Here is a 23,832-nt window from a genome sequence, read left to right on the forward strand (position 1 = left end):
AATGCAAACCGACCTTAATCAACTGGAACCTCAATCATTGGTGGATGCTTTTATACAGCATCCACCTGAAATGTTTGAAATACACCATACAGAAGATTTTTTACCATTGTTTATTACGGACTTTAATCTGCTGACCACATTAGATATTCCTGTAAAGAAGAAGATCGAATCAGCGTTTGGTTATCAATATTGGGGTCGGTTATTGCATCTAAAAACATGTTTTATTGGCACGACTGTTACCGAATATACACCTTTAACGAGCCATTTGCAGATCGATCATTTCGTAAAAAAGTTAAAAACTTATGTCAAAAATCAGAGTTTAACTATAATCAAAGATTTACCTATAAATTCTCCGTTGTTGAGTATTGAGGAAAATACCTATAGTCATTCTTTTATTGAAGCCGCTGAGCGTGTCGGTTTTCTAGCAATTGAGGGGCAGGCTTTGGCTTATGTTCCTATTGATTTTGATGACCGAGAGCATTATTTGTCAAAGCTTTCCAAAAGTCGCCGTAAAAACTTAAAACGTAAATTAAAAAGTTTAGATGTTTTACGCGTTGAGATCCTTAATACAGGTGCAGTGCAATTTCTCGATCATGCTTTTAGAGCTCAGTTATATACACTTTTTTTAAATGTGTATTACCAGAGTGAAATACATTTTGACTTATTAACAGCTGAGTTTTTTGATGATCTTTTACAAGATGGACAAAGTGCTGGCAAAGTTTTTTTATATTGGAAAGACGAAATTTTAGTTGGATATAATATTTGTTTTGAGTACCAAGGTAATCTTGTCGATAAATATATTGGTTTAAACTATCCCTTGGCTATTGAATATAATCTGTATTTTATCAGTTGGTTTGTCAATTTAGATTATGCTAAACAACACCATTTAAAATTTTATATTGCGGGTTGGACCGACCCTGAAGTAAAGGCACAGTTAGGTGCTCAATTTACGTTTACACGCCACCTGGTTTGGATTAAGCAACCTGTTTTAAGATTTGTTCTAAAAAAATTACGCCATTTATTTGAGGCTGATGCACATTGGCATGACAGCATACAGGAGTCAAAATAATGAGTAATCATCGACAACATGTTGTTCTAAATTTTGATGATTCTGCGGGTATTCCTGTTGCAGCCAAAAATATAGATCTCGCTTGTTGGCAAGAACAGATTCGGTTTGGATGCCGATGGAAACAATTTGAACAGCTTGAAAAAAGTCTAGCAGAACATTTACCACACACTAACCAACTTGGCTGTGTGCTTTTAGGCAGTGGTGATTATCATCATCTTACCCAGCTTCTTTTGCAGCGTTTTGATCCGTATAAAAAGATCCATTTAATTGTCTGTGACAACCATCCTGATAATATGCGCTATCCGTTTGGCATACATTGTGGTTCGTGGGTGTATTGGGCAAGTCGCTTAACTCAAATTGCTCGTATTGATGTGATTGGTATCAGTTCAGACGATATTAGTTTGAAACATGCTTGGGAAAATCATTGGTCACCTTTGTTCAAAGGCAAATTGCATTATTGGAGTATTCAGCAAAACGCAAAGTGGACCAAATGGATCGGAGCGGGTTCATCATGGCATGGCTATGTTGAAGTAGAGCAACTGATGTTAGATTTTTTGGCTGAGTTGCAAAATATTCATCTACCTATTTATTTATCCATAGACAAAGATGTCCTTTCTAAAGATGTGGTGATGACCAATTGGGATCAAGGGCACTTTTTAGAAGCGCATTTACTAAATTTGATTCAAGCATGTAAAGACAATTTAATTGGTGCTGATATCACAGGCGATGTTTCTGCTTTTCATTATCAAAACCGTTTTAAAAGATTTTTGAGTGAGTCCGATGGTCAGCGTGAACCGAGTCAGTTGGAGATTAGCCAATGGCAAATACATCAACAGGTATTGAATCAAAGATTGCTTGAATATATTGATCAAGCTTGGTGTCATGAACCATAAAAAAGAGGTCTTGATTAGACCTCTTTTAAATACTCAGGAAGCATTATCTTTGATTGACTTCTTGTGTGTTGGAATGAGTATCTTCATTTTCAGTTTGATTTGCTGCTTCAGTGCTTTGTTCAGAATCATGTGCTGATTGTTCGATCTCATCACTTGTTTGTTCAAGCTCTTGAGCTGCTTGCGCAAGTTCTTGTTCTAAGTTAGACGTATCATGCTCAGTCATTTCCATACTATCCATGCTTTGTGGCATGCTGCCTTGCATTGAAATCATCCATACTGCAATCGAACCATATGCCACAATAAAAATAGCTAAGAAAACAGCATATAAGCTACCAAGTAACTTTTCTGTTTGTTCGGTTTGTCGTTGCGGACCATAGTTATTATTGCCCTCAGTACCTTTGGCGCACATCACATATATACCAAAGAAAATATTCACGAGAGGAATTAAAAATAACAACCATAGCCAGCCGCTTTTATTTAAGTCATGGATACGTCGGATCGCGATACAAATATTGACTACGGTAAAAGCAATAACGACAACAACAGCGAGGAAAATAACAAAATAGCCTAAGCCAGACTGCAATAAAGCAGCAGGATTCTGACTTCCAGTTTGCATGAGCGCGACAACAGCAATACCAGCAATAATAAACAGTACACATGTATAGAGCATACTGATAATAAATAACCAAGCAAGATAAGACAGGCGACCAAAACGCCCTTTAGGTGAAAATGGGTTATCTTTATTGGGGGTAAACGAAGCAGGGTGGGGTTGAGACATTGAAGTCTGAGTTTCAAGAGGATTCATAAGTTTCCTATACGTTGTTTTTATTAAGAATGTTTAAATTTTCGGCGCTATTTTAGTCAAAAACAAAAATATAAACAAGGGTAAATAAGCAATGCCAATCATGTTGATCTAAATAGCCTAAGCATTTTAGATATAATATTAATCGTATTAAACTGGATAAATGACTAAAAATACTTAGATTTTTAATCTGGCGAATTCAAATTAATTAAAGATGCACATTCTCAACAATAAAACGTGTACAGATAAAACTGTACCGTAAAAAAAATAATTTTTGATAGATCGTTTTTATATTCTCTAAAGTGGCTGCAAAGCAGCGACCACTATGTACTTAATTATAATAATTAAGTACATATGTTTAAAACATAAAATTTTGTTTTTTTAGTTTTTTTTATTATTTAAATCAATAGTTTAAATGGGTGTTTTTGTGCACCAACAACGATAATCAATAATAACTATCATTATTGTTTGAGCTAATTTAAATTTTGTGTTAAGTTTTTCTACATTAAAAATAAGGTCATAATAATGTTGAATAATATTTTTACTATTCTAGATAAAATGGGATATGGGACACAAAAACGCGCAATTAGTGTTCAATTTTCAAACTTGGAACTCAGTGCACAAGTGATGTTACAACGAATTGATGGTTTTCATGCCATCAATGAAGGATTATCAGCAGAACTGATTTGCCTGTCTCTCAATCCATTTATTGAACTTAAACAGTTTATCGGTTGCCAAGTCTCTGTAGATCAAGTCACAGATTCAGGCAAGCTATTTAGAACTACAGGAATGATTACAGGCGCTTCACAAGGTCAGAGTGATGGAGCTTTTACGCTTTATCGCTTGACCCTGCAAGACGCAACAAGCTTATGGCATAAGCGTCATAATAGTCGGGTGTTTTTAGATAAAAGTGTTCCTGAAATTTTTGAAATAATTTTCAACGAATGGGTCTCTAAAAGTGCTTTGTTTGCATCCAGTTTAAAACTGGACCTGAGTGCTCTCAGCAAGAGCTATGATGTACGCCCGTTTTCTATGCAACTTAACGAATCTGATCACACATATTTGACTCGGATTTTACGCGAGGAATCAATTAATTGGCTGATTGATGAATCTGATTTTATTGCTTTAAACAACAATCAAAGTATTGAACCACAAAAACTTAGATTAATTGATCACAATGATCAGTTTAAGGCACTTGAACGTCGCAACATTCGCTATCATCGATCAAATGCGACTGAAGCTTATGACAGTATCACCAGTTTGATTGCTGAACGCAATTTACAGTCAACAGCAATCCATGTACAACGGTGGCAAGCAGACAGTTTAGTGCAGGAAGATGGCAGTGGTTCTATTCTGAGTGCACATAAACACAGTACAAATAGAGACAATGAAAGTTTAAGTTTAGAACAAGCGTGGAGTATATCTCCTGCTTGGATTCGTGATCTTAAAGGTGAAGATCAAGCCACAACATCAGGCAATCATCAACTAGAGAAGTTGAGTACCCAACTAAATCAATACCAAGCTTTGCAAGCCAAATATTTTAAGGCACAGAGTAGTGTACGTGATATACAGGTCGGCTATTGGTTTAAGTTAACAGGTCATCCAGAGCTGGATAGGAATCATGGCGAAAACAATGAGATGCTGATATTAAGTAAGCATTTTTATAATCAGAACAATTTTCCCAAAGACATTCAAGATCAAATTGAAAAACTCCTCACCCTGAGTCATTGGCAAACGACTAAAGACCGTCAACAAGAGCGTCAAGGCAACGAATTAACTTTGGTACGACGGCATATTGCAGTTGTGCCTGAATATCATCCATTAACACATCGTCCAACTGCATATGTTCTACGTGCCATTGTGGTGGGGGATGGTGAAGAAATCTATGTCGATGAATGGGGGCGAATCAAAATTCGTTTCTTGTTTACCCGAACAGAAGACCATGCTCATGATGGCGGTGCAGGAGCTAATGATAATGACACGGACTCTGCATGGGTGGATGTGCTTACCCCTTGGGCGGGTGAAGGTTATGGCGCAAGATTTCTCCCGCGTGTCGGAGAGATTGTCGCGGTAGATTTCTTTGAGGGAAACCTTGATCGTCCATTTATTACTGGACGGATTCATGAAGGACATCGAAATCCAACCCAGTTCGATATCAAAGGCAAACTACCTGACACCAAAAAGCTCAGTGGTATCCGCTCAAAAGAGGTCGCTGGGGAGGGCTTTGGGCAACTCAGGTTTGATGATACGACTACACAAATAAGCACACAATTACAATCGAGTCATGGCGCGAGTCAACTGAATTTGGGCAATTTAAGTCACCCTAAAGAAAGCGCAGAGAGTGAAGGTCGTGGAGAGGGTTTTGAGTTAAGGACAGATCAGTGGGGGGCAATGCGTGCACCCAAAGGTATCTTGATTACCACAGAAGAAGCTGAGAATGCTTTAGGAAAGCAACTCGATCATCATCAGTTGCAACAGAATATCGAAAAATTTTTAGCAATAAATAAAGCGATTCAAACGGCAACGTATAAACATCAAACAACTGAACCAGAACTTAGCTTGCAAGAAACAATTAAAACAAATTTACCTCAATGGAACGAATCAAATTCAACACCTTATATCGCGATTGATGCCAAAGAGTCGCTGATTTTAGATGCAGATCAAGGAATTATTGCGCAAGCCAAAGAAAATATAGATTTAAGCACTGAACGTAATGTTCAAATATTTTCTGGTCGGGGATTTTTAGCAAATGTTTTAGATAAGATTTCACTCTTTGCTAAAACTGCTGGGATCAAAATTAAAGCTGGGCAAGGTCCTGTAGAAATTGAATCGCAAGCAGATCGTTTAAAAATTGCCTCAGAAGAACTCATGCATCTGTATTCGGTAAATGATTTTGTCAAAATCGAAAGTGGTAAAGGGATATTGATCGCATCTGGCGGCAGTTTCTTCAAAATGGAGGGCGGGAATATTGATATTGTTTGTCCTGGCACTTTGTCGTTAAAAGCTGGTCAAATCAAAACCATGCCAGGAGATACTTTAAATACTGATTTAACAGCGATGCCTAAACTACAAGTGGACTATGATGAATTTTTTGTGTTACGAAATAAGGCAGGTAAAGCAATGCCGAATATGAAGTATAAAATCAAAACTGAAAATGGAAAAATCATTGAAGGTATTACAGATGCGGAAGGTAAAACTGATCTAGTGACCTCGCTTGCCATGACCAAAGCCAAGGTTACATTACTTGGATATGTCGATGATTAAACAGTGTATTTTAATGACTTTTATGATTATCCAAGCACACAGTATATGTGCCAATTCTGTCGCCAATGATAGTAATGCCAATATACTTAATTTAGATCAAACAAAACCTTATTGTATTGGGCGCTATGTCGTTGATATTCCAGCCGAAGCCAATCCACTTGAACGTTATGATAAATATGATTCATTTACGATTAGCTCGCAAAGCAAAGCCACGAGACAGGATTTTGATGACGCTATTCAACGAGTCAGAAAGCAATACTCTGAATACGGTTGGTTTATAACAGATGACCCAAAAGAACAAATCGTAGATGATCGATTAACTAAAATCATTAAAGGGAAAAAGTCTAAGAATGAAGGGCATCCTTTTACAGTGTTTGGATTTGTACTTGATAGAAATACACTTTTTTTGATTGAAGGTATGCACAGTGATACACCACAGTGGACAGCCGAAAGTAATGAAGCTCTTCAAAATCTGGTTCGAAATTTACGTTATCGTCCTGAACATGAAGTTCCCAAAGAAGAAGGGCAATGTATCTATAAAGGTTTTATCAAAGATGAGATACAACGCTATCGTTATAGCATTCAGACTCTAGCATTTGATTTTAAAAACTATCCTACAGTTGTGTTACGTTTTGAAGCAGAAACCAATGATGAATATGTTTTACCAATGATTCCACGCATCGAAAAGAAATTAAAAGAGGTAGGGCAAAGTCGGCGTCAAATAGACAAAGGCAATATTCGTAAAGGAGAAAAACAGACTAGTTACTTAACTGGTCAAGAGTGGATATCAGTGGAAAAAATGAAAGGTAAAGATGGCATAAGTGCATTGTGGGAACATACAGGTGCTGCCAATAACAATCAAGACCCTTTAATTAGCTTTGAAGTAGACACTGGATATGATTCCCCGCTGACTCAAAGTAGCAGTTTACAGCAGATCGATGCATTAAAACTCTATGAATCAATTTTAAAAACCATCCGTAAATTTTAAGGATGTCAATATTTAAAAAATAATCTAGCACTCAATCACATAAAGTTAAAAGAGACTACCAATGAACAAAATATTATTTTTTTTATTATTAAGCACTTGCTTGATGAGTGCAGGCTGCATTACTGCAAAATCTGAAATAAACAATAGTGGAAATAACATGATCAATTTAGAAAAAAAAAAACCTTATTGTATTGGGCGCTATGTCGTTGATATTCCAGCCGAAGCCAATCCACTTGAACGTTATGATAAATACGATTCATTTACGATTAGCTCGCAAAGCAAAGCCACGAGACAGGATTTTGATAAGGCAGTTCAAAAATGGAGAAATGATTATACAAAAGGCAATCGTAAAATTTTTGAGGATCCAGAAGTACAAATAATTGACGGACGATTAACTAAGATTTTTAAAGGAAAATTAGCTGACAAAAAAAACCTACCATATGATGTTTTTGGATTTGTACTTGATAGAAATACACTTTTTTTGATTGAAGGTGGACATAGCGATTCTCCTAAAAGAACTGAGAAAAGTAATGAAGCTCTTCAAAATCTGGTTCGAAATTTACGTTATCGCCCTGAACATGAAGTTCCCAAAGAAGTAGGGCAATGTATCTATCAAGGTTTTATCAAAGATGAAACTCAGCGCTATCGTTATAGCATCCAAAAACTTGGTTTTAGATTTAAAAACTATCCAACAGTTGTGTTACGTTTTGAAGCAGAAACCAATGATGAATATGTTCTACCAATGATTCCACGCATCGAAAAAAAATTAAAAGAGGTAGGGCAAAGTCAGCGTCAAATAGACAAAGGCAATATTCGTAAAGGAGAAAAACAGACTACTCACTTAACTGGTCAAGAATGGATTTCAGTGGAGAAAATGAAAGGTAAAGATGGCATAAGTGCGTTGTGGGAACATACAGGTACTGCCAATAACAATCAAGACCCTTTAATTAGCTTTGAGGTAGATACCGCACGTTCATCTCCGTTGACCGAAAGTAGCAGTTTACACCAGGTCGATGCAATTAAACTTTATGAATCAATTTTAAAAACCATCCGTAAATTTTGAGAATAACAATGACCAACAATATACACAGCCATGAACCATATGAAACGCTATACGAATCAGGAATGATATCCTATGTTTCACAAACCACTCCGAGTAGTGTCAAAACTGAGTGTGAAATTCTTGCACCTTCTAAATATGTGGTCCCCATTATTTTTATTCCAGGCATTATGGGATCAAATATAAAGAGTATGTCTGATGATAAAGAGGTTTGGTATCCCAGAATTTCACTGAGTACAATTATTCAGTACAGTAAACGCGATGCTCGCGCGCGACAAATTGCATTAAATCCTAAAACCACTGAGGTGGGGTATGACGGCAATGTTAAAATCAATAAGAAGGATTTGCCGTATCTTACCCAAGAGCTTGCTTTAGCGCGAGGCTGGGGATCAGTGATCACTATTGGTTATGCTGATTTGTTGATTTATATGGAAAATCAGTTAAATCGTCCATTTAAAAAATTAAAAGATCAAGAAAAGGATAAGTTTAATGGTACAGCGGAATGGGAAAAAATAGTTCAACATGCAAATCAAGACACTGAAAAAAACCTCAATCACTGGTCTGCTCAAAATACGATTGATTTATTAAACTTGGCACAACATGAGGAGTTGGCAGATTATGCCTTTCCAGTGTTTGCTTGTGGCTATAATTGGTTACAGACCAATATGAAGTCAGCGGATGAAGTTGCTGATCGGCTTAATAATGAAGTCATGGCACAAGTGAAAAAAGAATTTCCGACAGCAAAATTTAAGAAATTCATTATTGTTAGCCACTCTATGGGTGGATTGGTGACTCGTGCATTAATCCAAAATGATAAAGTCAAAGATAAGATTGCAGGAGTGGTTCATGGTGCAATGCCGGGTAGTGGTGCACCAGCAGTCTATCAACGCCTTACTGTGGGTTGGGATGGATGGAAAGCTTCTACAGGGTTACTCAATAGTGCATTAGCTTGGGCAACTAAATTTATGTTTGGCGATACCTCTGAACGCTTGACTGCAACATTAGCAAGTGCGCCAGGTGGTTTGGAGTTATTACCTTTTTCAAACTATTCAAACAGTGTCGATTTTCCGAAAAATCCAAGCGCATGGTTGGTTATTAAAGCTCAAACACCAACAGGAGAAATCACAGCAACATTGCCAAAAAGTAATGACCTCTATACTGATATTTACCAACGTAAAGATTGTTGGTGGGCAATGATTAATCCTGATTTTATTGATCCTGCGGGTTTGATTGCGAAAATAGTTGATAAGGAGGGATATGATAGTATTTTTGATGTTTATATAAAAAATATCGAAACAGTTAAAGAATTACACGATCATATTAAAGATGTTTACCATAGCAATACTTATGCGAACTATGCTGCTGATGGAAGTTATAAAGCATTTGGACAGGTGGTTTGGCGTTGTAAAGAAGTTCTGAACATTACGAGTGAAGAAGAACTGATTGAATTAATGAGTTTATATGGCAAGAAACAGATCATTGAATTCCCTAATATCAAAGACCGTACAGATATTAACGCAGCAGAGACGAGTCAAATTGATGAAAACGAATCGGTGAAAATAGATGGAACCAAGGCGCATAATTTACAAGACAATGCATATAAAAAAGATGGTGTAAGAGAGATTTTATTGGATGAAAAATTTAAAATTTCAAAAACCAATAAAGCGACATTTTATTTGGACTTAAAACCGACTTGTGCAGGAGATGGTACGGTGAGCTATCAATCTGGACAAGATGTGCGCGCAGAGGGTAGAAGTCCTAAAGAAACTTTTATTATCAATGGCTATGAGCATTCAAAAAGCTTTGAAAATAAACATGTTCAACTGAATACCATCTACTGTATTGCACATATTGTGAATATTTTAAAGCTTGGTGCTGAAGCTGAACAATGTAATAAGCAAACAACTCAACATCCATGAATGATTTAAGTTTTAAATTTATGTTAAGGACCAAAAATAATGGAATAACTAAAATGAACGAGATCATGACTTAATGAGTATGGGCTAAGTCTTAATGATGTTTATATAAAATTTTCATTACTAAAATAGCCTAAGTAAAAATTTTAAAAATTTCATCTCTTAAAAAAGTATGTCTAGAATTTTCACTTAAAGCTTGATGCCAATAGATGCCCATATTTAAAACAGGTAAATCAACTGGAATATCAAAAATATGAATACAATCTTCAATATTCAGATGCGACAAAATCTGTTTTGGAATTGTTAAAATCGCTTCAGGATATTGTGCTAAAACTTGCAGCGCAGTTGAGTAATGCTGACAGCGTAAAAAAATTTGTCGATTATACTGTTCTTTATTCAAATATATATCTTCCAAGAGCACACCTGTACGGCGTGAAGACACTCCAATATGCGGTGATGAAAAATAAAGCTTACGATTCATTTGCTTATGTTGGCTACACATCACAAACTGATCTTGTACTAAGTTTTGATAATTAATTTTTTCACCATAGTTTTGTTCTAAATCAATCACAAAATCCACTTGCTGTGTAGCCAAATCTACAACAACATTTTTACGATCTAATTTCGTACTTAAAAATTGGATGCTTAAGTTCAATTTCTGAAAATGTTGAATTAAGCGGGGGAAAATTATCGGTTCAATTTCATCATGTACAGCAACCCTCAGTGTTTGTATTGAATTTGGATCAAACATTTGTTTTTGTTTAGAAATATCTTGAAAAGAAAATAATGCATTCTGCACAGTGGGATAGATCTGTTCAGCAAAAGGTGTAGGTAACATTTTACTGCCCACGCGTACAAATAGATCATCTTGCAAATGTTGTCGTAATCTTTGTAAGGCATGACTTGCAGCGGATTGTGTAATAAACAAGACTTTTGCCGCTTTAGAAATACTTTTCTGCTCATAGATGGCGATAAAAAGTGGATATAAATTAATATCAACATGATTGAAAATTGATAGGTCTAGATGTGTATTATTATGAATCATATTCATAGTCTGATATTGAATTAAATCATTTGGTTCATAATAAATTTTCAGCTAATGTAAAGTAAAGGTCGTTATCCAAATATTGATCAAAAGATTTTACAGGAAGATAAAAATGTTTGAGCTTTCAGCACGTGCAAAAGAATATGTCGAACGGACCAAAGCGTTTATTGAAAATGAAATTGAACCTGTAGAAACAGAATTTTGGAATGAAGTTCATCACCTTAACCAAGGCAGTGACTGGACAACGTGGCAATGGCCAGCACAATTAGAAGTTCTTAAAAATAAAGCAAAAAAAGCAGGGCTTTGGAACATGTTTCTGCCAGATCCAGAACTAGGGGCAGGCTTGTCAGTGCAGGAATATGCCCATATTGCTGAACTGTCTGGACGTAGTTTACTAGCACCAACAGTATTTAATTGTAATGCTCCAGATAGTGGCAACATGGAAGTGCTTTGGCGCTATGGTTCAGAGCAACAAAAGCAACAATGGCTTCAACCTCTATTAGAAGGCAAAATTCGTTCAGTATTTTGTATGACAGAACCTGCTGTTGCTTCCTCTGATGCAACCAATATGCAGGCAACAGCTGTGGTGGATGGTGACGAAATTGTCTTAAATGGTCGTAAATGGTGGTCTTCAGGTTTAGGCGATCCGAATGCCAAAATTATTATCTTTATGGCGCATACGCCTGATGTAAATAAAGACCGTCATCATCAACACTCAATGGTTCTGGTCCCAGTAGATACACAAGGTCTAAAGATAGAACGTATGTTACCTGTATTTGGTGACTATGATGCACCACATGGTCACGGTGAAATTAGTTTCAATAATGTCCGTGTGCCTGTCAGTCATTTTATTGGCGGAGCGGGACAAGGTTTCGAAATTGCACAAGGTCGTTTAGGTCCTGGTCGTATTCATCATTGTATGCGTTGTATTGGCGCTGCAGAAAAATCCCTTGAATTGATGATTGATCGAGGTATGAGCCGCAGTGCTTTTGGTAAAGAAATTTTGAAACTGGGTGGAAATTTAGAACGTGTTGCAGAAGCGCGAGTAGCGATTGATCAAGCTCGACTATTAACGTTGTACGCAGCCTACAAAATGGATACTCAAGGTAATATGGCAGCACTTACTGAAATTTCTGCAATTAAAGTGGTTGCTCCCTCAGTCCTTGAAAAAGTGGTGGACATGGCGATCCAAATTCATGGGGGAATGGGCGTTTCTCGCGATACCCCTTTAACTGGCTTTTTTGCACAAGCACGAAGCTTACGTTTAGCAGATGGACCTGATGAAGTTCATAAAGGAATGATTGCAAAATTAGAATTAAAAAAACGAGGATATGCTTCAAAGAAAAAGTAACAGTTTAATGATTGAATGCTGACTGTTTTATCTTAAAGATGTTATACATAAAACGGTCAGTACATAAAATCAAACTTAGCTTACGGTTCAAAGTTTTTTTGATTTAAAACAGAAAAAATTCAGGGAAAAAGCATGTCAGTTATTGATGTTGGTGGAAAAGTACGTGAAGGTGAAGAACTTGACATTCGTGCAGTTGGCAATTGGTTGATCGAGAATGGCTCTGAAATTATCGGTCCAGTAGAAGTTACGCAGTATTCTGGTGGTGCTTCGAATTGGACCTATCGCTTAAAATATAGCAATGCAGATTTAATTTTGCGTCGTCCACCTAAAGGAACAAAAGCGAAATCTGCACATGATATGGCACGTGAGTATCATGTACAGAAATGGCTCGCAGCTTATTACCCAGTCTTGCCTGAAATGGTTGCACTTTGCCAAGATGAATCAGTAATTGGATGCGATTTCTATGTGATGAAACGCATTGAAGGAATCATTCCTCGTGCCAAACTTCCACCTGAACTTGATTTTAATGAACAACAGGTTCGAGAGCTATGTATCAATGTTCTTGATAAGTTGATTGAATTACATCAAGTTCCTTTTAAAGGTACTGAGTTGGAAAAGCTAGGGAAAGGTGATGGTTACTGTCGTCGTCAGGTTGAAGGATGGGATGGACGTTATGAAAAAGCACATACCATCAATGTACCAAGCTTTAAATTTGTGCGTAAGTGGTTAAATGAAAATATCCCTGCTGATTCGACCAGTTGTGTGATTCATAATGATTGGCGTTTTGATAATGTCATTCTTGACCCTCAGCATCCGACACAGGTGATTGGTGTACTGGATTGGGAAATGGCTACCATTGGCGATCCTCTCATGGACTTAGGTTCTGCATTGGCATATTGGGTTGAAGATACAGACAATCAAATTTTTAAGTCTACTCGCAGACAACCCACTCACCTTAAAGGTATGTTTAGCCGAAAGGAAGTGGTTGAATATTATTTAGAAAAAACAGGTCTAAAACCCGAAAATTGGGCTTTCTATGAAGTCTTTGGTATTTTCCGTTTAGCAGTCATTGCACAGCAAATTTACTATCGTTATTACCATAAGCAAACGGATAATCCAGCATTTAAAGATTTTTGGATTGTGATCCATGCTTTACATATTCGTGCTTTAAAGTTGATTGGTATGCAGAAAATTGAAGCCAATGAAGTTGCTCAGAAATACATTGAAAAGTTTAAGGAAATTTTAGGGAAATGACCACAATCTATTTGGTACGTCACGGGCAAGCATCATTTGGCGCTGAAAGTTACGATAAACTCTCCCCAAATGGTGAATTACAGGCAAAGGTATTGGGTCAATATTTCGATAAAATTTTGAAAGAAGCGCCTTATGTGATTGCAGGCTCCATGCAAAGGCATCAACAAACAGCTCATTTTGCTTTAGCTGAAAGTTTTCCAGATGTTGCCGTTGTCACTGACTACAATTGGAATGAGTTTAATCATCAACAGGTTTTTGCTCAATATGACCCGCGTTTTAATGAACCTCATTTGCTTAAACAAGATGTGGCTAAAGAAAAAAGTCCTCGGGCTTATTTAGCCAAGATTTTTGAAGGGGCAATCAATCGTTGGACGGGTGGTGAATATCATCATGAATATGACGAATCCTGGCCAGATTTTAAGAATCGAGTCGAAGGTGCATTGCAAAATCTATGTGATGATTTAGCCAAAACCAAACCTCGTTATGCAATTGTTTTTACCTCTGGTGGAGTAATATCAGTTGTTGCGGGCAAACTTTTGGAATTGAATCCAAACAAAACATTCGCACTCAATTGGGCAATTGCCAATACCAGCCTGACGACATTACGTTTGGTCGGGAACGAACCGCAATTGCTCAGTTTAAATGAACATCATTTTATTAAGGTTGAAGATCCACAGTTATTGACATGGATTTAAGACCACACTGAGAAATATAAAAATTATTCAAGGAATTTATCATGGCAAAAACGATTTTAATTACTGGCGCAAGTTCAGGAATCGGTGCAGGAATGGCACGGGAATTTGCACAAAAAGGCTATAATTTAGCAATCTGCGCACGGCGTTTAGAAAGACTTGACAGTTTAAAGCAGGAATTGGAATCAAAATATGGCGTCAAAGTCATCACGAAAGTCTTGGACGTGACCAATTATCAACAGGTATTCCAAGTCTTTCGTGAGTTTAAACAAGACTTTGGAAGCTTAGACCGAATCATTGTCAATGCTGGTGTTGGTGAAGGACGACGTATTGGAAATGGCAAGTTTGAAATTAACCGAGCGACTGTTGAAACTAATTTTATTTCAGCTTTGGCACAGTGTGAGGCAGCAGTCGAGATTTTTCGTGAACAGAAATTCGGGCATTTGGTGGTGATTTCTTCAATGAGCGCTCTCCGCGGCATGCCTAAACACTTGACTGCTTATGGTGCTAGCAAAGCAGGAGTGGCTGCCTTGGCAGAAGGCATTCGTGCTGAATTAATTGATACCCAAATCAAAGTCTCTACGATTTTTCCAGGTTATATTCGTACTGAAATCAACGAAGGTGCAAAAAAACTACCTTTTGAAGTCGATGTGGAAACAGGCTCACATTTATTGGTTAAAGCGATTGAGAAACAACCTGTTAAAGCTTATGTTCCACAATGGCCGTGGTTACCTATAGGACTCGCAATGAAAGTATTACCATTAAAATTGGTGAATAAATTAGGTTGATTCATTTTACTTTTAAACTGTGATTAGCATTTATTACTCAAAAGACCCATTAGGGTCTTTTGAGTTTATCGTTAAAAGAAAACTAGTATTCATCTGAACTGGACTACTTTAATTTACTTTTAAACCTATGCAAGAACTAAGACAGCATAAATTGCCTTTGGCGATGATGGATATTCAATCTATTGAATTTTATGGGTATTGTTATGTTTTTGAAATTTTCAACATTTGTACTGGTGCCTGCTTTACTTATTCAGGGTTATCGAGTCAAGAAAAACACACCAAGATTACCTGAAGCTCAAGGGCTGCGAAGTGGTGTTTTGGGTACTGGTCAAGCTTTATCGATTTTGATTTTAGGCGATTCTGCCGCAGCAGGTGTTGGTGTTGAAAATCAGCAACAAGCATTATTGGGTTCAATTTTAAAGGAAGTTTGTACAAATTTCGAAGTGACTTATCGACTTGAAGCAAAAACAGGGGATACCACTTTGCAAGTTTTGCATAGAACCAAGCAGTTAGCAAACCAACAATTTGATGTTGTAATTACATCTGTTGGCGTCAATGATGTGACAAAACTACGTTCCCCGAAAAAATGGATACAACAGCAAAAACAGTTTTATGCCACCATTGAGTCCAAATTTACACCACAATTGATTTTGGTCACTGGCGTACCGCCAATGAATTTATTTCCAGCTTTGCCAAACCCATTGGCGTGGTTGTTTGGAAAATACTCAAGCATGATGAATGAAAAATTAGCCCAATTTATTGAAAACAATAAAAATTACCAGTTGATTCATTTTGATTTAGCCTATTTTAAAGCCTTAAATTTGCAAATGGCGAGTGATGGATTTCATCCAAGTCAAGACATCTATCAACTTTGGGCAAAAGAGATTTCCCAGCGTATTTTAAGCAAATTTAAATCAATGATTGATTAAAAAATCGAAAATATTAAGGACATTGAATATTTTCTTTTTCCTTGTAATAACTCAAAGCGATGTCCAAATCGGATAGCAGTTTGGCTTGTGTGTAATTTTCTGGATTCAATTTGAGTAAACTCGGCATGTAATTTGTTTTGTATTCCTTAGGATAATCTACACATACGATTCTTTTTTTATCATCTAATGTGGTATTTGGATCATCCAACTGATCAAGATATTTACTAATCATTTCATCTGATTGTTCAAATTGTGCAGTCACCGTAGGGCGATCTGTTTGCTTAGACATATTTTGATCAGGCTCTTTGCTACAAGCGGAAAGAACGAAGATCATCAATAATGTGGTAATGAGTTTACTGTTCATAATAGATTGATTTTTAATGTGAATAAGAGATTATTGATAAATATTCAGTTAACTAGTCTTTCGACAATTCTTTAAAAACTTAACTATTAAATAATTTACCAATTTGTGCAATGATTTTTATTACCATAACTTGAATCTGTTACAAATTCAAGTTTTTTACATATTTTATTAGAAATTTCATCTTATGAAAGTGTGGCGGGTTAAATTGATTTGATTTATATGAGGTTGAATTTTACCCAAAAGCAACATTGATGAAGAAATCTCTAAGCAAAAGTTTATTTTTGAGTTAATTATGCGTATGGTATTCCCCAAAAGACAGAGGGGATATTTCATGAAAAAATTAATGATGATTGCTATAACAACTTTAGCATCAAGTCTTACTTTTGCAGAAAATTTACAATGCGAAAAAAGCTATGAAATTTTTAAGCAGCAAGGTGATAAAGAAATTGAAATCTTAAAAAATGGCACACTTGATGACATCATCCATTATTATGATCAGATTGAATATGATCGTAAACTAAAGCCTAATCATCAAGGACAAACCTTTTCATCTGGTGAGTGGATCAGTGATGCTAAATATAGAGAAGATGTAAAAATTCAACAGGATTTAGCTAAAGATGATTCTTATAAAAATATTGATTTTTCATTGCTAAAACCAAAGTTAAACTATATCTCTAGCGTTGGGGAAGTTTGTGTGGTTCCAATGCGATCGCAAGATGAAATGTTTAAAAAAAATATGCAGACCCAAGCAGATGTTATCTTTGTTCGTGATCTTAAAACTAATGATTGGAGAAGATTTATTTATCTAGGGATTGAAGATAAAAAGGATTTTAATGAATTTTTTCCAGATTTCCCAAAGAATGTAAAATTATCTAAAACATTGATCAATAATCAAGATTTTGCAGAAAGTGCTTCTGAATTTGCAATGTTAATGTTAGAAGAAATGGGGGCTGAAATTACGCCTGAACTAAAAGAAGCAGTAGAAGCTCAATCAGAGCCTTTCAAAGTTAAGTTAAAAGCGAATGGTTATTGAGCTTTATTGTATATTTTGTATTTAAACCACCTACGGGTGGTTTTATTGGATAAGTATAACAATTGATAAAGTTGCTTTATTTAACAAAGATAGATACATATGAGATTGTTTTTACTCCTAATTGCACTACTGTTAAGTGTAAATGTTTATGCTGGCACCGATGGTTCAAAAACGGAATTTGAGTCAATAGAGGCTCTTGAAGCTTTATTATTAAATGCGGGTATTATCAACCAAGATTATAAAATTGTAGATAATCAGGCTTTTGATGACTATCTGCGTCAAGTATTTTTAAAACAAGCCAATCAAGGTCTACCTTATAGGATCAATAAATATGTTGAATTAAAGAAGATTCGAATAGAAGGGCGAAATTTGATTACTTATATTGAAATTGATGATGATTCAATACAGTTTATCCCTAGGTTTTACTCTGATGAAATCCAATCTACGCTTAAATGGGAAGCATGTAACAATGGCATAGGTTCAAGTCGAGTTTTTAAACAGGCAGAAGGATTCAAAAAAATTCAAATTTTGGGGAGTAAGCAGGATCCTGAATTGTTTAAATTTGAGATGTTTTTAAAGCAATGTGATGACGTATATAATTAGGGGCTGAGCAAGTAATAATGTTAAGATCACAGCAGAATCCTTAAATTATTTCTTATTTATAAATGTCTGAATTAACAATAGAAACCCATCCACTTAAACCTTTTCTACCTTCAAACGCAAAGCTATTGATGCTCGGTAGCTTTCCACCGCCAAAAGAACGTTGGAAAATGGATTTTTACTATCCGAACTATCAAAATGATATGTGGCGGATTTTTGGTTTGATTTTCTTTGAGAATAAAGATCACTTTTTAGATTTGCCCAACAAAAACTTTAAAGAAGCTGTGATCCGTAGTTTTTTAATGGAAAAAGGCATTGCAATTTTTGATACGGCTTATCAAGTTATTCGTTTAAAAGGCAATGCTTCGGATAAGTTTCTACAGATCGAAACACCAACAGATTTATCTCAACTTTTGGAAGATATTCCTGAATGTAAAAGTATTATGACCACAGGCGATAAAGCAACAGATACTTTGATGTTATCAATGCCTGAAGGAACTGAAAAACCTCAGATCGGACAAGCTTCAAAAGCACGATACTTAGAAAGAGAATTAAATTTATACCGAATGCCGTCTTCATCAAGAGCTTATCCTTTAGCGTTGGACAAAAAAGCCGAAGCATATAAAAACTTATTTAAAGAAATAGGCTTACTTTAAGAAAGTATTGCGAAGTTAATTTTAAAATCAATATTTAGAGGATGGATTATTCTACAAGGCTTATAAACAATATAATTCTTAAATGGAATTGATCAAAACGCTTATCAATTACCCATGATAAATATAAGTTTTAAGTCGATTGAGGAAAATCAATCGACTTAAACACTGATAAAAAAAGTAAAATAGTTATGCGAATTTTTTTGCCATCGCTACACACAATACTACAGCAAAACAAACCAAAACCATTGCCAAGCTTACATGTTCACCCAATAAAAAGGCTGAGAGTATTAGTCCAATAAATGGTTGTACCAGTTGAATCTGACCCACTGATGCAATTCCACCAAGAGCCAAGCCTTTGTACCAAAATATAAAGCCAATCAGCATACTGAATAGTGAAACATAGATTAATCCAAGTGTTTCTGACCAATGAATATTCTCAAAACTTTGTGGCAAATAATAAAAGCTTCCAATGAGCATTAAAGGTAAAGATACCACCAAAGCCCAGCATATGACTTGCCATCCACCCAGTTCTCTAGAGAGTTTTCCACCTTCAGCATAGCCCAATCCACATACAATAATGGATGCAAGCATATATAGATCACCTAAACTGAAGCTTAGATTGCGATTCTCATAAAACATAAAGCCAATCACAATGGCACTTCCCAACAGCGCAAATAGCCAGAATTGTAATGCAGGTTTTTCATTGCCTCGTAATACTGCAAATATTGCGGTCGATAGAGGGAGTAATCCAACAAAAACGATGGCATGTGCTGAATATACGGTTTGTAATGCCAGTGCTGTAAATAATGGAAATCCAATCACTACACCGCAAGCAACAATCATTAAAGATTTAAATTGAGCAAAATTGGGTTTGGTTTGACGTAAAAGTAACAGACAGAGCAAGCCAATTATTCCTGCAATCGCTGCACGGGCTGTGGTAAGAAATTCTGGGCTAAATCCCATCACTGCAACTCGTGTAGCAGGTAGCGAACCTGCAAATATTGCAACGCCAATAAAACCATTAATCCAACCGAGATTTGTTTTATCCATGATAAATCACTCAATAAATTTATACTGATTTAATGCCGATTTATTGAATAAACACATATACAGTCCAATACAATTTTAAATAACTGTTATGGAAGTAAAACCAGTACAATGAGGAATATTTAGCTTTGAGTGTTGATGGGTTAGGAGATAATTTTTGTGAAAAAAACTAAAATAGAACAAACGATTCAACTCATTAACAATCAAATTTCAAATAAAAGTTTAATTGCAGGTTCCCGTTTGCCTTCTGTAAGGCAACTTGCCAAACAATTACACTGTTCGGTTTCCACCATCGTGGAAGCGTATGCAAGACTGATTGCGGAAGGTGTTTTAGAATCACGAGTCGGTTCTGGTTATTACGTTCGAGGTAAATCAGAGCCAATGCCTGTTATAGAGGCTGAAATACATTATCAGCGTGAAATTGACCCTCTATGGATTTCAAGGCAATCACTTGAAGCAAAAAATGAGGTGCTTAAACCAGGATGTGGCTGGTTACCAACCAGTTGGATGCCAGAACAAACCATACGTAAAGCTTTAAAAACAGCTGCAAAATCCGAAGCCGTAATGCTCATTGATTATGCAACACCTCATGGTCATATTGAATTGCGAAAACTGATTGCGCGAAAGAAAGAGCAATATCAAATAAAATTTCAACTTAATCAAATTCTTATTACTGACTCAGCTACACAGTCAATTGATCTAATTTTTCGACACTTACTGGTCGCAGGGGATGTGATTTTAATTGATGATCCTTGTTATTTTAATTTTCGTGCACTCATCAAGGCGCATCACCTTCAAGCTATTTCAATTCCTTTTACCGAAAATGGACCAGATCTAGCAAAATTTGAGCAAGCATTAAGCTTAAAACCAAAAATTTATCTGACAAATTCTGGAATCCACAATCCAACAGGTGCGACAATTTCATTACAAACTGTTTATCAAATTTCAAAACTGGTTGAACAAACAGACTTAATGATTATTGAAGACGAAATTTTTGCTGATTTTGAATATATTCCAGCACCCCGTTATGCATCTTTAGCAGGTTTTCAGCATGTCATTCAAATAGGAAGTTTTACTAAAACACTTTCAGCAGCCGTTCGCTGTGGCTATATCATCGCTGATCCTAAACTTATAGATGATTTGATTGATCTAAGAATCGCGACAAATTTCAGTCCGAGCCATTTAAATGCTGAAATCATTTATCAAGCATTGATGGATAGTAGTTATCCTCGACACCTAGATTGGTTAAAGAAACAATTACTAAAATTGAGCAATGAAACAATTCAAAAGTTAAAGACATTGGGAATAAAACCATGGGTTATTCCAACAGCAGGAATTTTTTTATGGTGTACTTTACCTCAAGGTGTGCAAGCTGCTGAATTGAGTAAACTGTGTTTAAAGCATGGTCTAATTTTGGCACCCGGAAATTCCTTTAGCCAAGCAGAACAAAGTGAACAATTCATGCGGTTTAATGTTGCACAATGTATTGATAAAAAGGTTTTTGATATTTTACAGACAGCTATTCAACAGCTACAAAACAGTTCAATAGAAAATTCTTGATACAATATACGATGTAATGAATATGTTGAATTTATAGCAATCAAAAAAGTAGTTTTGCAGTAAAACGATATATTCTAGAAATCATCAAAAATATTTTTTGGATAAGAACAATTACAAACTTTTATCGAATCATTTTCCCTATTGTTTAAAAATATGCCTAAATAACACGCAATTGCTGATTATTTTTAAGGAAAAAGGACAATGAATATTCAGGATGTACCTAGTCCAATTGATTTAAGAAATCCACAAGATGCGTTGCAATGGGCTGAACAAGTGAATCAGAAACGACCATGGCGATATGAGTTTTTTGATTATTATGTCAATCTTATTCAGAACTTATACAAAGAAAAGCAATTTAAAGATCAACATGAGTCAAGCTTTTGTGTGCTGGAAATTGGTTCAGGTCCGGGTTTCTTTGCAAAGCATTTGCTGAGTCAGTGCCCAGATATTTTCTATACCGCTTTAGACTTTTCAGAACCTATGCATGAGCTTTCTAAAAGTAAGTTATCATCAGATGAGTTAGCTAGAGCTGAATTTGTGATTCAGGATTTTAAGCAAGATGATTGGAACAATTCATTGGGTAAATTCGATGCGGTGATTATCCATCAAGCTTTACATGAATTACGCCATAAAGAATATGCAAGTCAGTTTCATCAACAAATTAAAAAACTATTAAAGCAAGATGCAATTTATCTCGTTTGTGATCATATTTTTGCCGAAGAGGCAATGCAGAACAATGAGCTGTATATGTCCAAACATGAGCATTTTCAATGTATAAAACAGGCTGGATATACAGATATTGAATTAGTCAAAGAGATTAAAGGGCTTTGTTTATTTGAATGCTATTTGTAAAATCCACAAAGATAGATATCTTGATTGGTACTGAATATGTCATTACATTAAACTTACATCATCCATTCAAGAGGAAGGTAGGACACACTATACATCATAAATCTTTGGAATCTTGTCGTTTCAGGGTCCACATGATGTTCGATCACTTTACCATCGCCTTGGTAGTCCAGCCAAATCAATTCCCCTTGAGAATTCAGTTGCAGCTCATAGGCAACAGTCAGTAAGGTTCGATCTAATAAATCAGAAATTTGTTCTTGTAAAGGATCTGACTTGAGTACAAGACCAACCTCAGTGTTGATGTTGAATGATCGAGGGTCTAAGTTAAAAGAACCAATAAAGACTTTGTCATCGATATTGATAAATTTCGCATGTAGACTGGACTTATTCTTACCCTTTTTAGGAATAATATTGCCTGTAACTACCTCATACCATGTACGGCGTTTCCGCTCTATATAAGGTTTAAACTCATAGAGTTTGGCACCATTTTTTAATAGATCAACGCGATATTTTTGATAAAAAGCGTGCACCAAAGCCACATCATTTGCGACAAAAGAATTGGTTAAAATTCTGACATTGACATTTTGCTTTGGAAATTGACTGATAAAATCTGTTCCATTTTGCGTCGGAACAAAATATGCAGCAATCAAATCCATTTCTTGTTTTGGATCACCCAAATGTTGATGAATTTGATGAGAAATCAATTCATTACCTTGTGCTTTTCCCAGACTTTTCTTTGGTGAATCTGCTAAGAAATCAGCATAAGCCCAATTGATTTTGTTTTGATTCAGCTCATTGGCAAGTTCTTTCTGCTCTAAATTTACTTTTTCATCTGTAGAGTGCTCAGCTTGTTCAAGTTTTTCAAAACTTTTTCTTAAATCAATTAAATCCTGTGCGGAGCCTTTTGAAATAAATTGCTCAATTGGATAGCTCAGCTCAAAATTCCAAAATTCAGTAAAGACTTCGTTGGCACGATTAACGGATTGACCAAAAAACAACACATCCATATCTGTAAATTGAAAAGATTCACTGGCATCAAAATATTCACTGCTGATATTTCGTCCGCCAGTCACGGCAATAGCACCATCAGCAATAATCAATTTATTGTGCATACGATGATTAATTCGTTGTGCTCTAAATATATAGTCCATCACGCGGAGATATCTGAACTTATAGGGATTGTAGAGTTTGATTGAGATATTGGGATGAGTCAGTAGTGCGCTTAATTGTCGATCTATTTTGGTTCCATTTTGATCATCAATCAATAATCGGACTTTTACACCACGATCAGCTGCCTTGAGTAATTCATGGAGCATGAGATTACCAATAAAATCATCAGCCCAAATATAGTATTGTAAATCAAGTGTATATTTTGCTTTTCGAATTAAATGTATGCGCGAAGCAATGCTTTGAAAGGCATCATTCATCGCAAGATATGCAGTCAAACCTTGCGTTAGCATGTTTTTTGCTTGTGGTTCTGTGATCCAATGATCTTGATATACCTGACTCTGTTGTTCTTGTTGTGATTGATTCATAGGAAGATGACATCCAGTAATTGAAAAAGCCAGCATAATGAAGACGAAGAAGGTCTTTGAATTATTCATTTTTACAATGAGTATTTAGATTTTACTAAATCATATCATCAAGTTAATGGTTGAATCTGTAAAGTAAA

Annotated in this window: 21 protein-coding genes; 16 read left to right on the top strand and 5 right to left on the bottom strand. The window is 35.9% G+C overall.

Going from position 1 to position 23,832, the window contains the following annotated elements; all coding sequences use genetic code 11:
* The first annotated feature begins 1 nt into the window (after position 1).
* Both AC1Z3T_RS05665 and AC1Z3T_RS05670 read left to right on the top strand, forming a co-directional pair.
* Complete coding sequence (locus tag AC1Z3T_RS05665) at positions 2-1,069, top strand: peptidogalycan biosysnthesis protein (protein ID WP_483396539.1); 1,068 nt, start codon at positions 2-4, stop codon at positions 1,067-1,069.
* Positions 1,069-1,962, top strand: a complete 894-nt coding sequence (locus AC1Z3T_RS05670) for a hypothetical protein (protein ID WP_483396530.1) — start codon at positions 1,069-1,071, stop codon at positions 1,960-1,962. The genes AC1Z3T_RS05665 and AC1Z3T_RS05670 overlap by 1 nt, the downstream gene beginning before the upstream one ends.
* A 43-nt stretch (positions 1,963-2,005) precedes the next feature.
* Here the strand turns inward: AC1Z3T_RS05670 and AC1Z3T_RS05675 are convergent, their stop codons facing one another.
* The gene (locus AC1Z3T_RS05675) at positions 2,006-2,767 is read right to left on the bottom strand and encodes a DUF805 domain-containing protein (RefSeq protein ID WP_042087029.1); all 762 of its coding nucleotides are present in this window, start codon (positions 2,765-2,767) and stop codon (positions 2,006-2,008) included.
* 522 nt (positions 2,768-3,289) lie between these two features.
* Here AC1Z3T_RS05675 and AC1Z3T_RS05680 point away from each other — a divergent pair.
* The 4 genes from AC1Z3T_RS05680 (at position 3,290) to AC1Z3T_RS05695 (ending at position 9,995) form a co-directional block, all read left to right on the top strand.
* Positions 3,290-6,028, top strand: a complete 2,739-nt coding sequence (locus AC1Z3T_RS05680; protein WP_483396531.1) for a type VI secretion system Vgr family protein — start codon at positions 3,290-3,292, stop codon at positions 6,026-6,028.
* Positions 6,021-7,016: a T6SS immunity protein Tli4 family protein gene (locus AC1Z3T_RS05685; RefSeq protein ID WP_483396532.1), complete on the top strand. Its 996-nt coding sequence runs from the start codon at positions 6,021-6,023 to the stop codon at positions 7,014-7,016. Before AC1Z3T_RS05680 ends, AC1Z3T_RS05685 begins: the two co-directional genes overlap by 8 nt.
* A 61-nt stretch (positions 7,017-7,077) precedes the next feature.
* Entirely contained in the window at positions 7,078-8,079 is a 1,002-nt protein-coding gene (locus AC1Z3T_RS05690) for a T6SS immunity protein Tli4 family protein (RefSeq protein ID WP_483396533.1), read from the top strand.
* Between the two features lie 8 nt (positions 8,080-8,087).
* Positions 8,088-9,995: a lipase family alpha/beta hydrolase gene (locus AC1Z3T_RS05695; protein WP_100885205.1), complete on the top strand. Its 1,908-nt coding sequence runs from the start codon at positions 8,088-8,090 to the stop codon at positions 9,993-9,995.
* A 130-nt stretch (positions 9,996-10,125) separates the two neighbouring features.
* Here AC1Z3T_RS05695 and AC1Z3T_RS05700 read toward each other — a convergent pair whose 3' ends face one another.
* A complete protein-coding gene (locus tag AC1Z3T_RS05700; RefSeq protein ID WP_100885206.1) occupies positions 10,126-11,043 on the bottom strand; it encodes a LysR family transcriptional regulator in 918 nt (305 codons plus the stop codon).
* A gap of 106 nt (positions 11,044-11,149) precedes the next feature.
* Between AC1Z3T_RS05700 and AC1Z3T_RS05705 the strand changes: the two genes are divergently transcribed.
* The 5 genes from AC1Z3T_RS05705 to AC1Z3T_RS05725 all read left to right on the top strand — a co-directional run bounded on the left by AC1Z3T_RS05705 (position 11,150) and on the right by AC1Z3T_RS05725 (position 16,051).
* Positions 11,150-12,388, top strand: a complete 1,239-nt coding sequence (locus AC1Z3T_RS05705; protein WP_100885207.1) for an acyl-CoA dehydrogenase family protein — start codon at positions 11,150-11,152, stop codon at positions 12,386-12,388.
* Positions 12,389-12,520: 132 nt separating this feature from the next.
* Positions 12,521-13,642 carry a phosphotransferase family protein gene (locus tag AC1Z3T_RS05710; RefSeq protein ID WP_005028897.1) on the top strand — a complete coding sequence of 374 codons (1,122 nt, stop codon included), beginning with the start codon at positions 12,521-12,523 and terminating at the stop codon, positions 13,640-13,642.
* Complete coding sequence (locus AC1Z3T_RS05715) at positions 13,639-14,337, top strand: histidine phosphatase family protein (protein WP_100885208.1); 699 nt, start codon at positions 13,639-13,641, stop codon at positions 14,335-14,337. Before AC1Z3T_RS05710 ends, AC1Z3T_RS05715 begins: the two co-directional genes overlap by 4 nt.
* Before the next feature lie 41 nt (positions 14,338-14,378).
* Complete coding sequence (locus tag AC1Z3T_RS05720; protein WP_009585328.1) at positions 14,379-15,122, top strand: SDR family oxidoreductase; 744 nt, start codon at positions 14,379-14,381, stop codon at positions 15,120-15,122.
* Positions 15,123-15,325: 203 nt separating this feature from the next.
* Positions 15,326-16,051 carry an SGNH/GDSL hydrolase family protein gene (locus tag AC1Z3T_RS05725; protein WP_167387355.1) on the top strand — a complete coding sequence of 242 codons (726 nt, stop codon included), beginning with the start codon at positions 15,326-15,328 and terminating at the stop codon, positions 16,049-16,051.
* Positions 16,052-16,064: 13 nt separating this feature from the next.
* On the opposite strand, the gene AC1Z3T_RS05730 is transcribed toward AC1Z3T_RS05725, so the two are convergent.
* Positions 16,065-16,415: a hypothetical protein gene (locus AC1Z3T_RS05730; protein ID WP_009585301.1), complete on the bottom strand. Its 351-nt coding sequence runs from the start codon at positions 16,413-16,415 to the stop codon at positions 16,065-16,067.
* Between the two features lie 331 nt (positions 16,416-16,746).
* On the opposite strand from AC1Z3T_RS05730, the gene AC1Z3T_RS05735 reads away from it, so the two are divergent.
* The 3 genes from AC1Z3T_RS05735 (at position 16,747) to AC1Z3T_RS05745 (ending at position 18,704) form a co-directional block, all read left to right on the top strand.
* Positions 16,747-17,448, top strand: a complete 702-nt coding sequence (locus AC1Z3T_RS05735) for a hypothetical protein (protein ID WP_100885210.1) — start codon at positions 16,747-16,749, stop codon at positions 17,446-17,448.
* A 99-nt stretch (positions 17,449-17,547) separates the two neighbouring features.
* The gene (locus AC1Z3T_RS05740) at positions 17,548-18,051 is read left to right on the top strand and encodes a hypothetical protein (protein WP_058967710.1); all 504 of its coding nucleotides are present in this window, start codon (positions 17,548-17,550) and stop codon (positions 18,049-18,051) included.
* Positions 18,052-18,113: 62 nt separating this feature from the next.
* Complete coding sequence (locus tag AC1Z3T_RS05745) at positions 18,114-18,704, top strand: uracil-DNA glycosylase family protein (protein WP_058967709.1); 591 nt, start codon at positions 18,114-18,116, stop codon at positions 18,702-18,704.
* Positions 18,705-18,890: 186 nt separating this feature from the next.
* Here AC1Z3T_RS05745 and AC1Z3T_RS05750 read toward each other — a convergent pair whose 3' ends face one another.
* Positions 18,891-19,754 carry a DMT family transporter gene (locus AC1Z3T_RS05750; RefSeq protein ID WP_100885211.1) on the bottom strand — a complete coding sequence of 288 codons (864 nt, stop codon included), beginning with the start codon at positions 19,752-19,754 and terminating at the stop codon, positions 18,891-18,893.
* A gap of 156 nt (positions 19,755-19,910) precedes the next feature.
* Between AC1Z3T_RS05750 and AC1Z3T_RS05755 the strand changes: the two genes are divergently transcribed.
* Positions 19,911-21,311, top strand: coding sequence for an aminotransferase-like domain-containing protein (locus AC1Z3T_RS05755; RefSeq protein ID WP_100885212.1), 1,401 nt, complete (start codon positions 19,911-19,913; stop codon positions 21,309-21,311).
* Positions 21,312-21,512: 201 nt separating this feature from the next.
* The gene (locus AC1Z3T_RS05760; protein ID WP_100885213.1) at positions 21,513-22,163 is read left to right on the top strand and encodes a class I SAM-dependent methyltransferase; all 651 of its coding nucleotides are present in this window, start codon (positions 21,513-21,515) and stop codon (positions 22,161-22,163) included.
* Between the two features lie 53 nt (positions 22,164-22,216).
* Here the strand turns inward: AC1Z3T_RS05760 and AC1Z3T_RS05765 are convergent, their stop codons facing one another.
* Positions 22,217-23,695, bottom strand: a complete 1,479-nt coding sequence (locus tag AC1Z3T_RS05765; protein ID WP_100885214.1) for a phospholipase D family protein — start codon at positions 23,693-23,695, stop codon at positions 22,217-22,219.
* Positions 23,696-23,832 lie beyond the last annotated feature (137 nt).

It is taken from the genome of Acinetobacter sp. B-6 (assembly GCF_056930735.1).

Bases quoted from the DNA above. Each gene is read 5' to 3' on its own strand.
- AC1Z3T_RS05665 (WP_483396539.1), top strand. From the start codon at position 2: ATGCAAACCGACCTTAATCAACTGGAACCTCAATCATTGGTGGATGCT.
- AC1Z3T_RS05670 (WP_483396530.1), top strand. From the start codon at position 1,069: ATGAGTAATCATCGACAACATGTTGTTCTAAATTTTGATGATTCTGCG.
- AC1Z3T_RS05675 (WP_042087029.1), bottom strand. From the start codon at position 2,767: ATGAATCCTCTTGAAACTCAGACTTCAATGTCTCAACCCCACCCTGCT.
- AC1Z3T_RS05680 (WP_483396531.1), top strand. From the start codon at position 3,290: ATGTTGAATAATATTTTTACTATTCTAGATAAAATGGGATATGGGACA.
- AC1Z3T_RS05685 (WP_483396532.1), top strand. From the start codon at position 6,021: ATGATTAAACAGTGTATTTTAATGACTTTTATGATTATCCAAGCACAC.
- AC1Z3T_RS05690 (WP_483396533.1), top strand. From the start codon at position 7,078: ATGAACAAAATATTATTTTTTTTATTATTAAGCACTTGCTTGATGAGT.
- AC1Z3T_RS05695 (WP_100885205.1), top strand. From the start codon at position 8,088: ATGACCAACAATATACACAGCCATGAACCATATGAAACGCTATACGAA.
- AC1Z3T_RS05700 (WP_100885206.1), bottom strand. From the start codon at position 11,043: ATGAATATGATTCATAATAATACACATCTAGACCTATCAATTTTCAAT.
- AC1Z3T_RS05705 (WP_100885207.1), top strand. From the start codon at position 11,150: ATGTTTGAGCTTTCAGCACGTGCAAAAGAATATGTCGAACGGACCAAA.
- AC1Z3T_RS05710 (WP_005028897.1), top strand. From the start codon at position 12,521: ATGTCAGTTATTGATGTTGGTGGAAAAGTACGTGAAGGTGAAGAACTT.
- AC1Z3T_RS05715 (WP_100885208.1), top strand. From the start codon at position 13,639: ATGACCACAATCTATTTGGTACGTCACGGGCAAGCATCATTTGGCGCT.
- AC1Z3T_RS05720 (WP_009585328.1), top strand. From the start codon at position 14,379: ATGGCAAAAACGATTTTAATTACTGGCGCAAGTTCAGGAATCGGTGCA.
- AC1Z3T_RS05725 (WP_167387355.1), top strand. From the start codon at position 15,326: ATGTTTTTGAAATTTTCAACATTTGTACTGGTGCCTGCTTTACTTATT.
- AC1Z3T_RS05730 (WP_009585301.1), bottom strand. From the start codon at position 16,415: ATGAACAGTAAACTCATTACCACATTATTGATGATCTTCGTTCTTTCC.
- AC1Z3T_RS05735 (WP_100885210.1), top strand. From the start codon at position 16,747: ATGAAAAAATTAATGATGATTGCTATAACAACTTTAGCATCAAGTCTT.
- AC1Z3T_RS05740 (WP_058967710.1), top strand. From the start codon at position 17,548: ATGAGATTGTTTTTACTCCTAATTGCACTACTGTTAAGTGTAAATGTT.
- AC1Z3T_RS05745 (WP_058967709.1), top strand. From the start codon at position 18,114: ATGTCTGAATTAACAATAGAAACCCATCCACTTAAACCTTTTCTACCT.
- AC1Z3T_RS05750 (WP_100885211.1), bottom strand. From the start codon at position 19,754: ATGGATAAAACAAATCTCGGTTGGATTAATGGTTTTATTGGCGTTGCA.
- AC1Z3T_RS05760 (WP_100885213.1), top strand. From the start codon at position 21,513: ATGAATATTCAGGATGTACCTAGTCCAATTGATTTAAGAAATCCACAA.
- AC1Z3T_RS05765 (WP_100885214.1), bottom strand. From the start codon at position 23,695: ATGAATCAATCACAACAAGAACAACAGAGTCAGGTATATCAAGATCAT.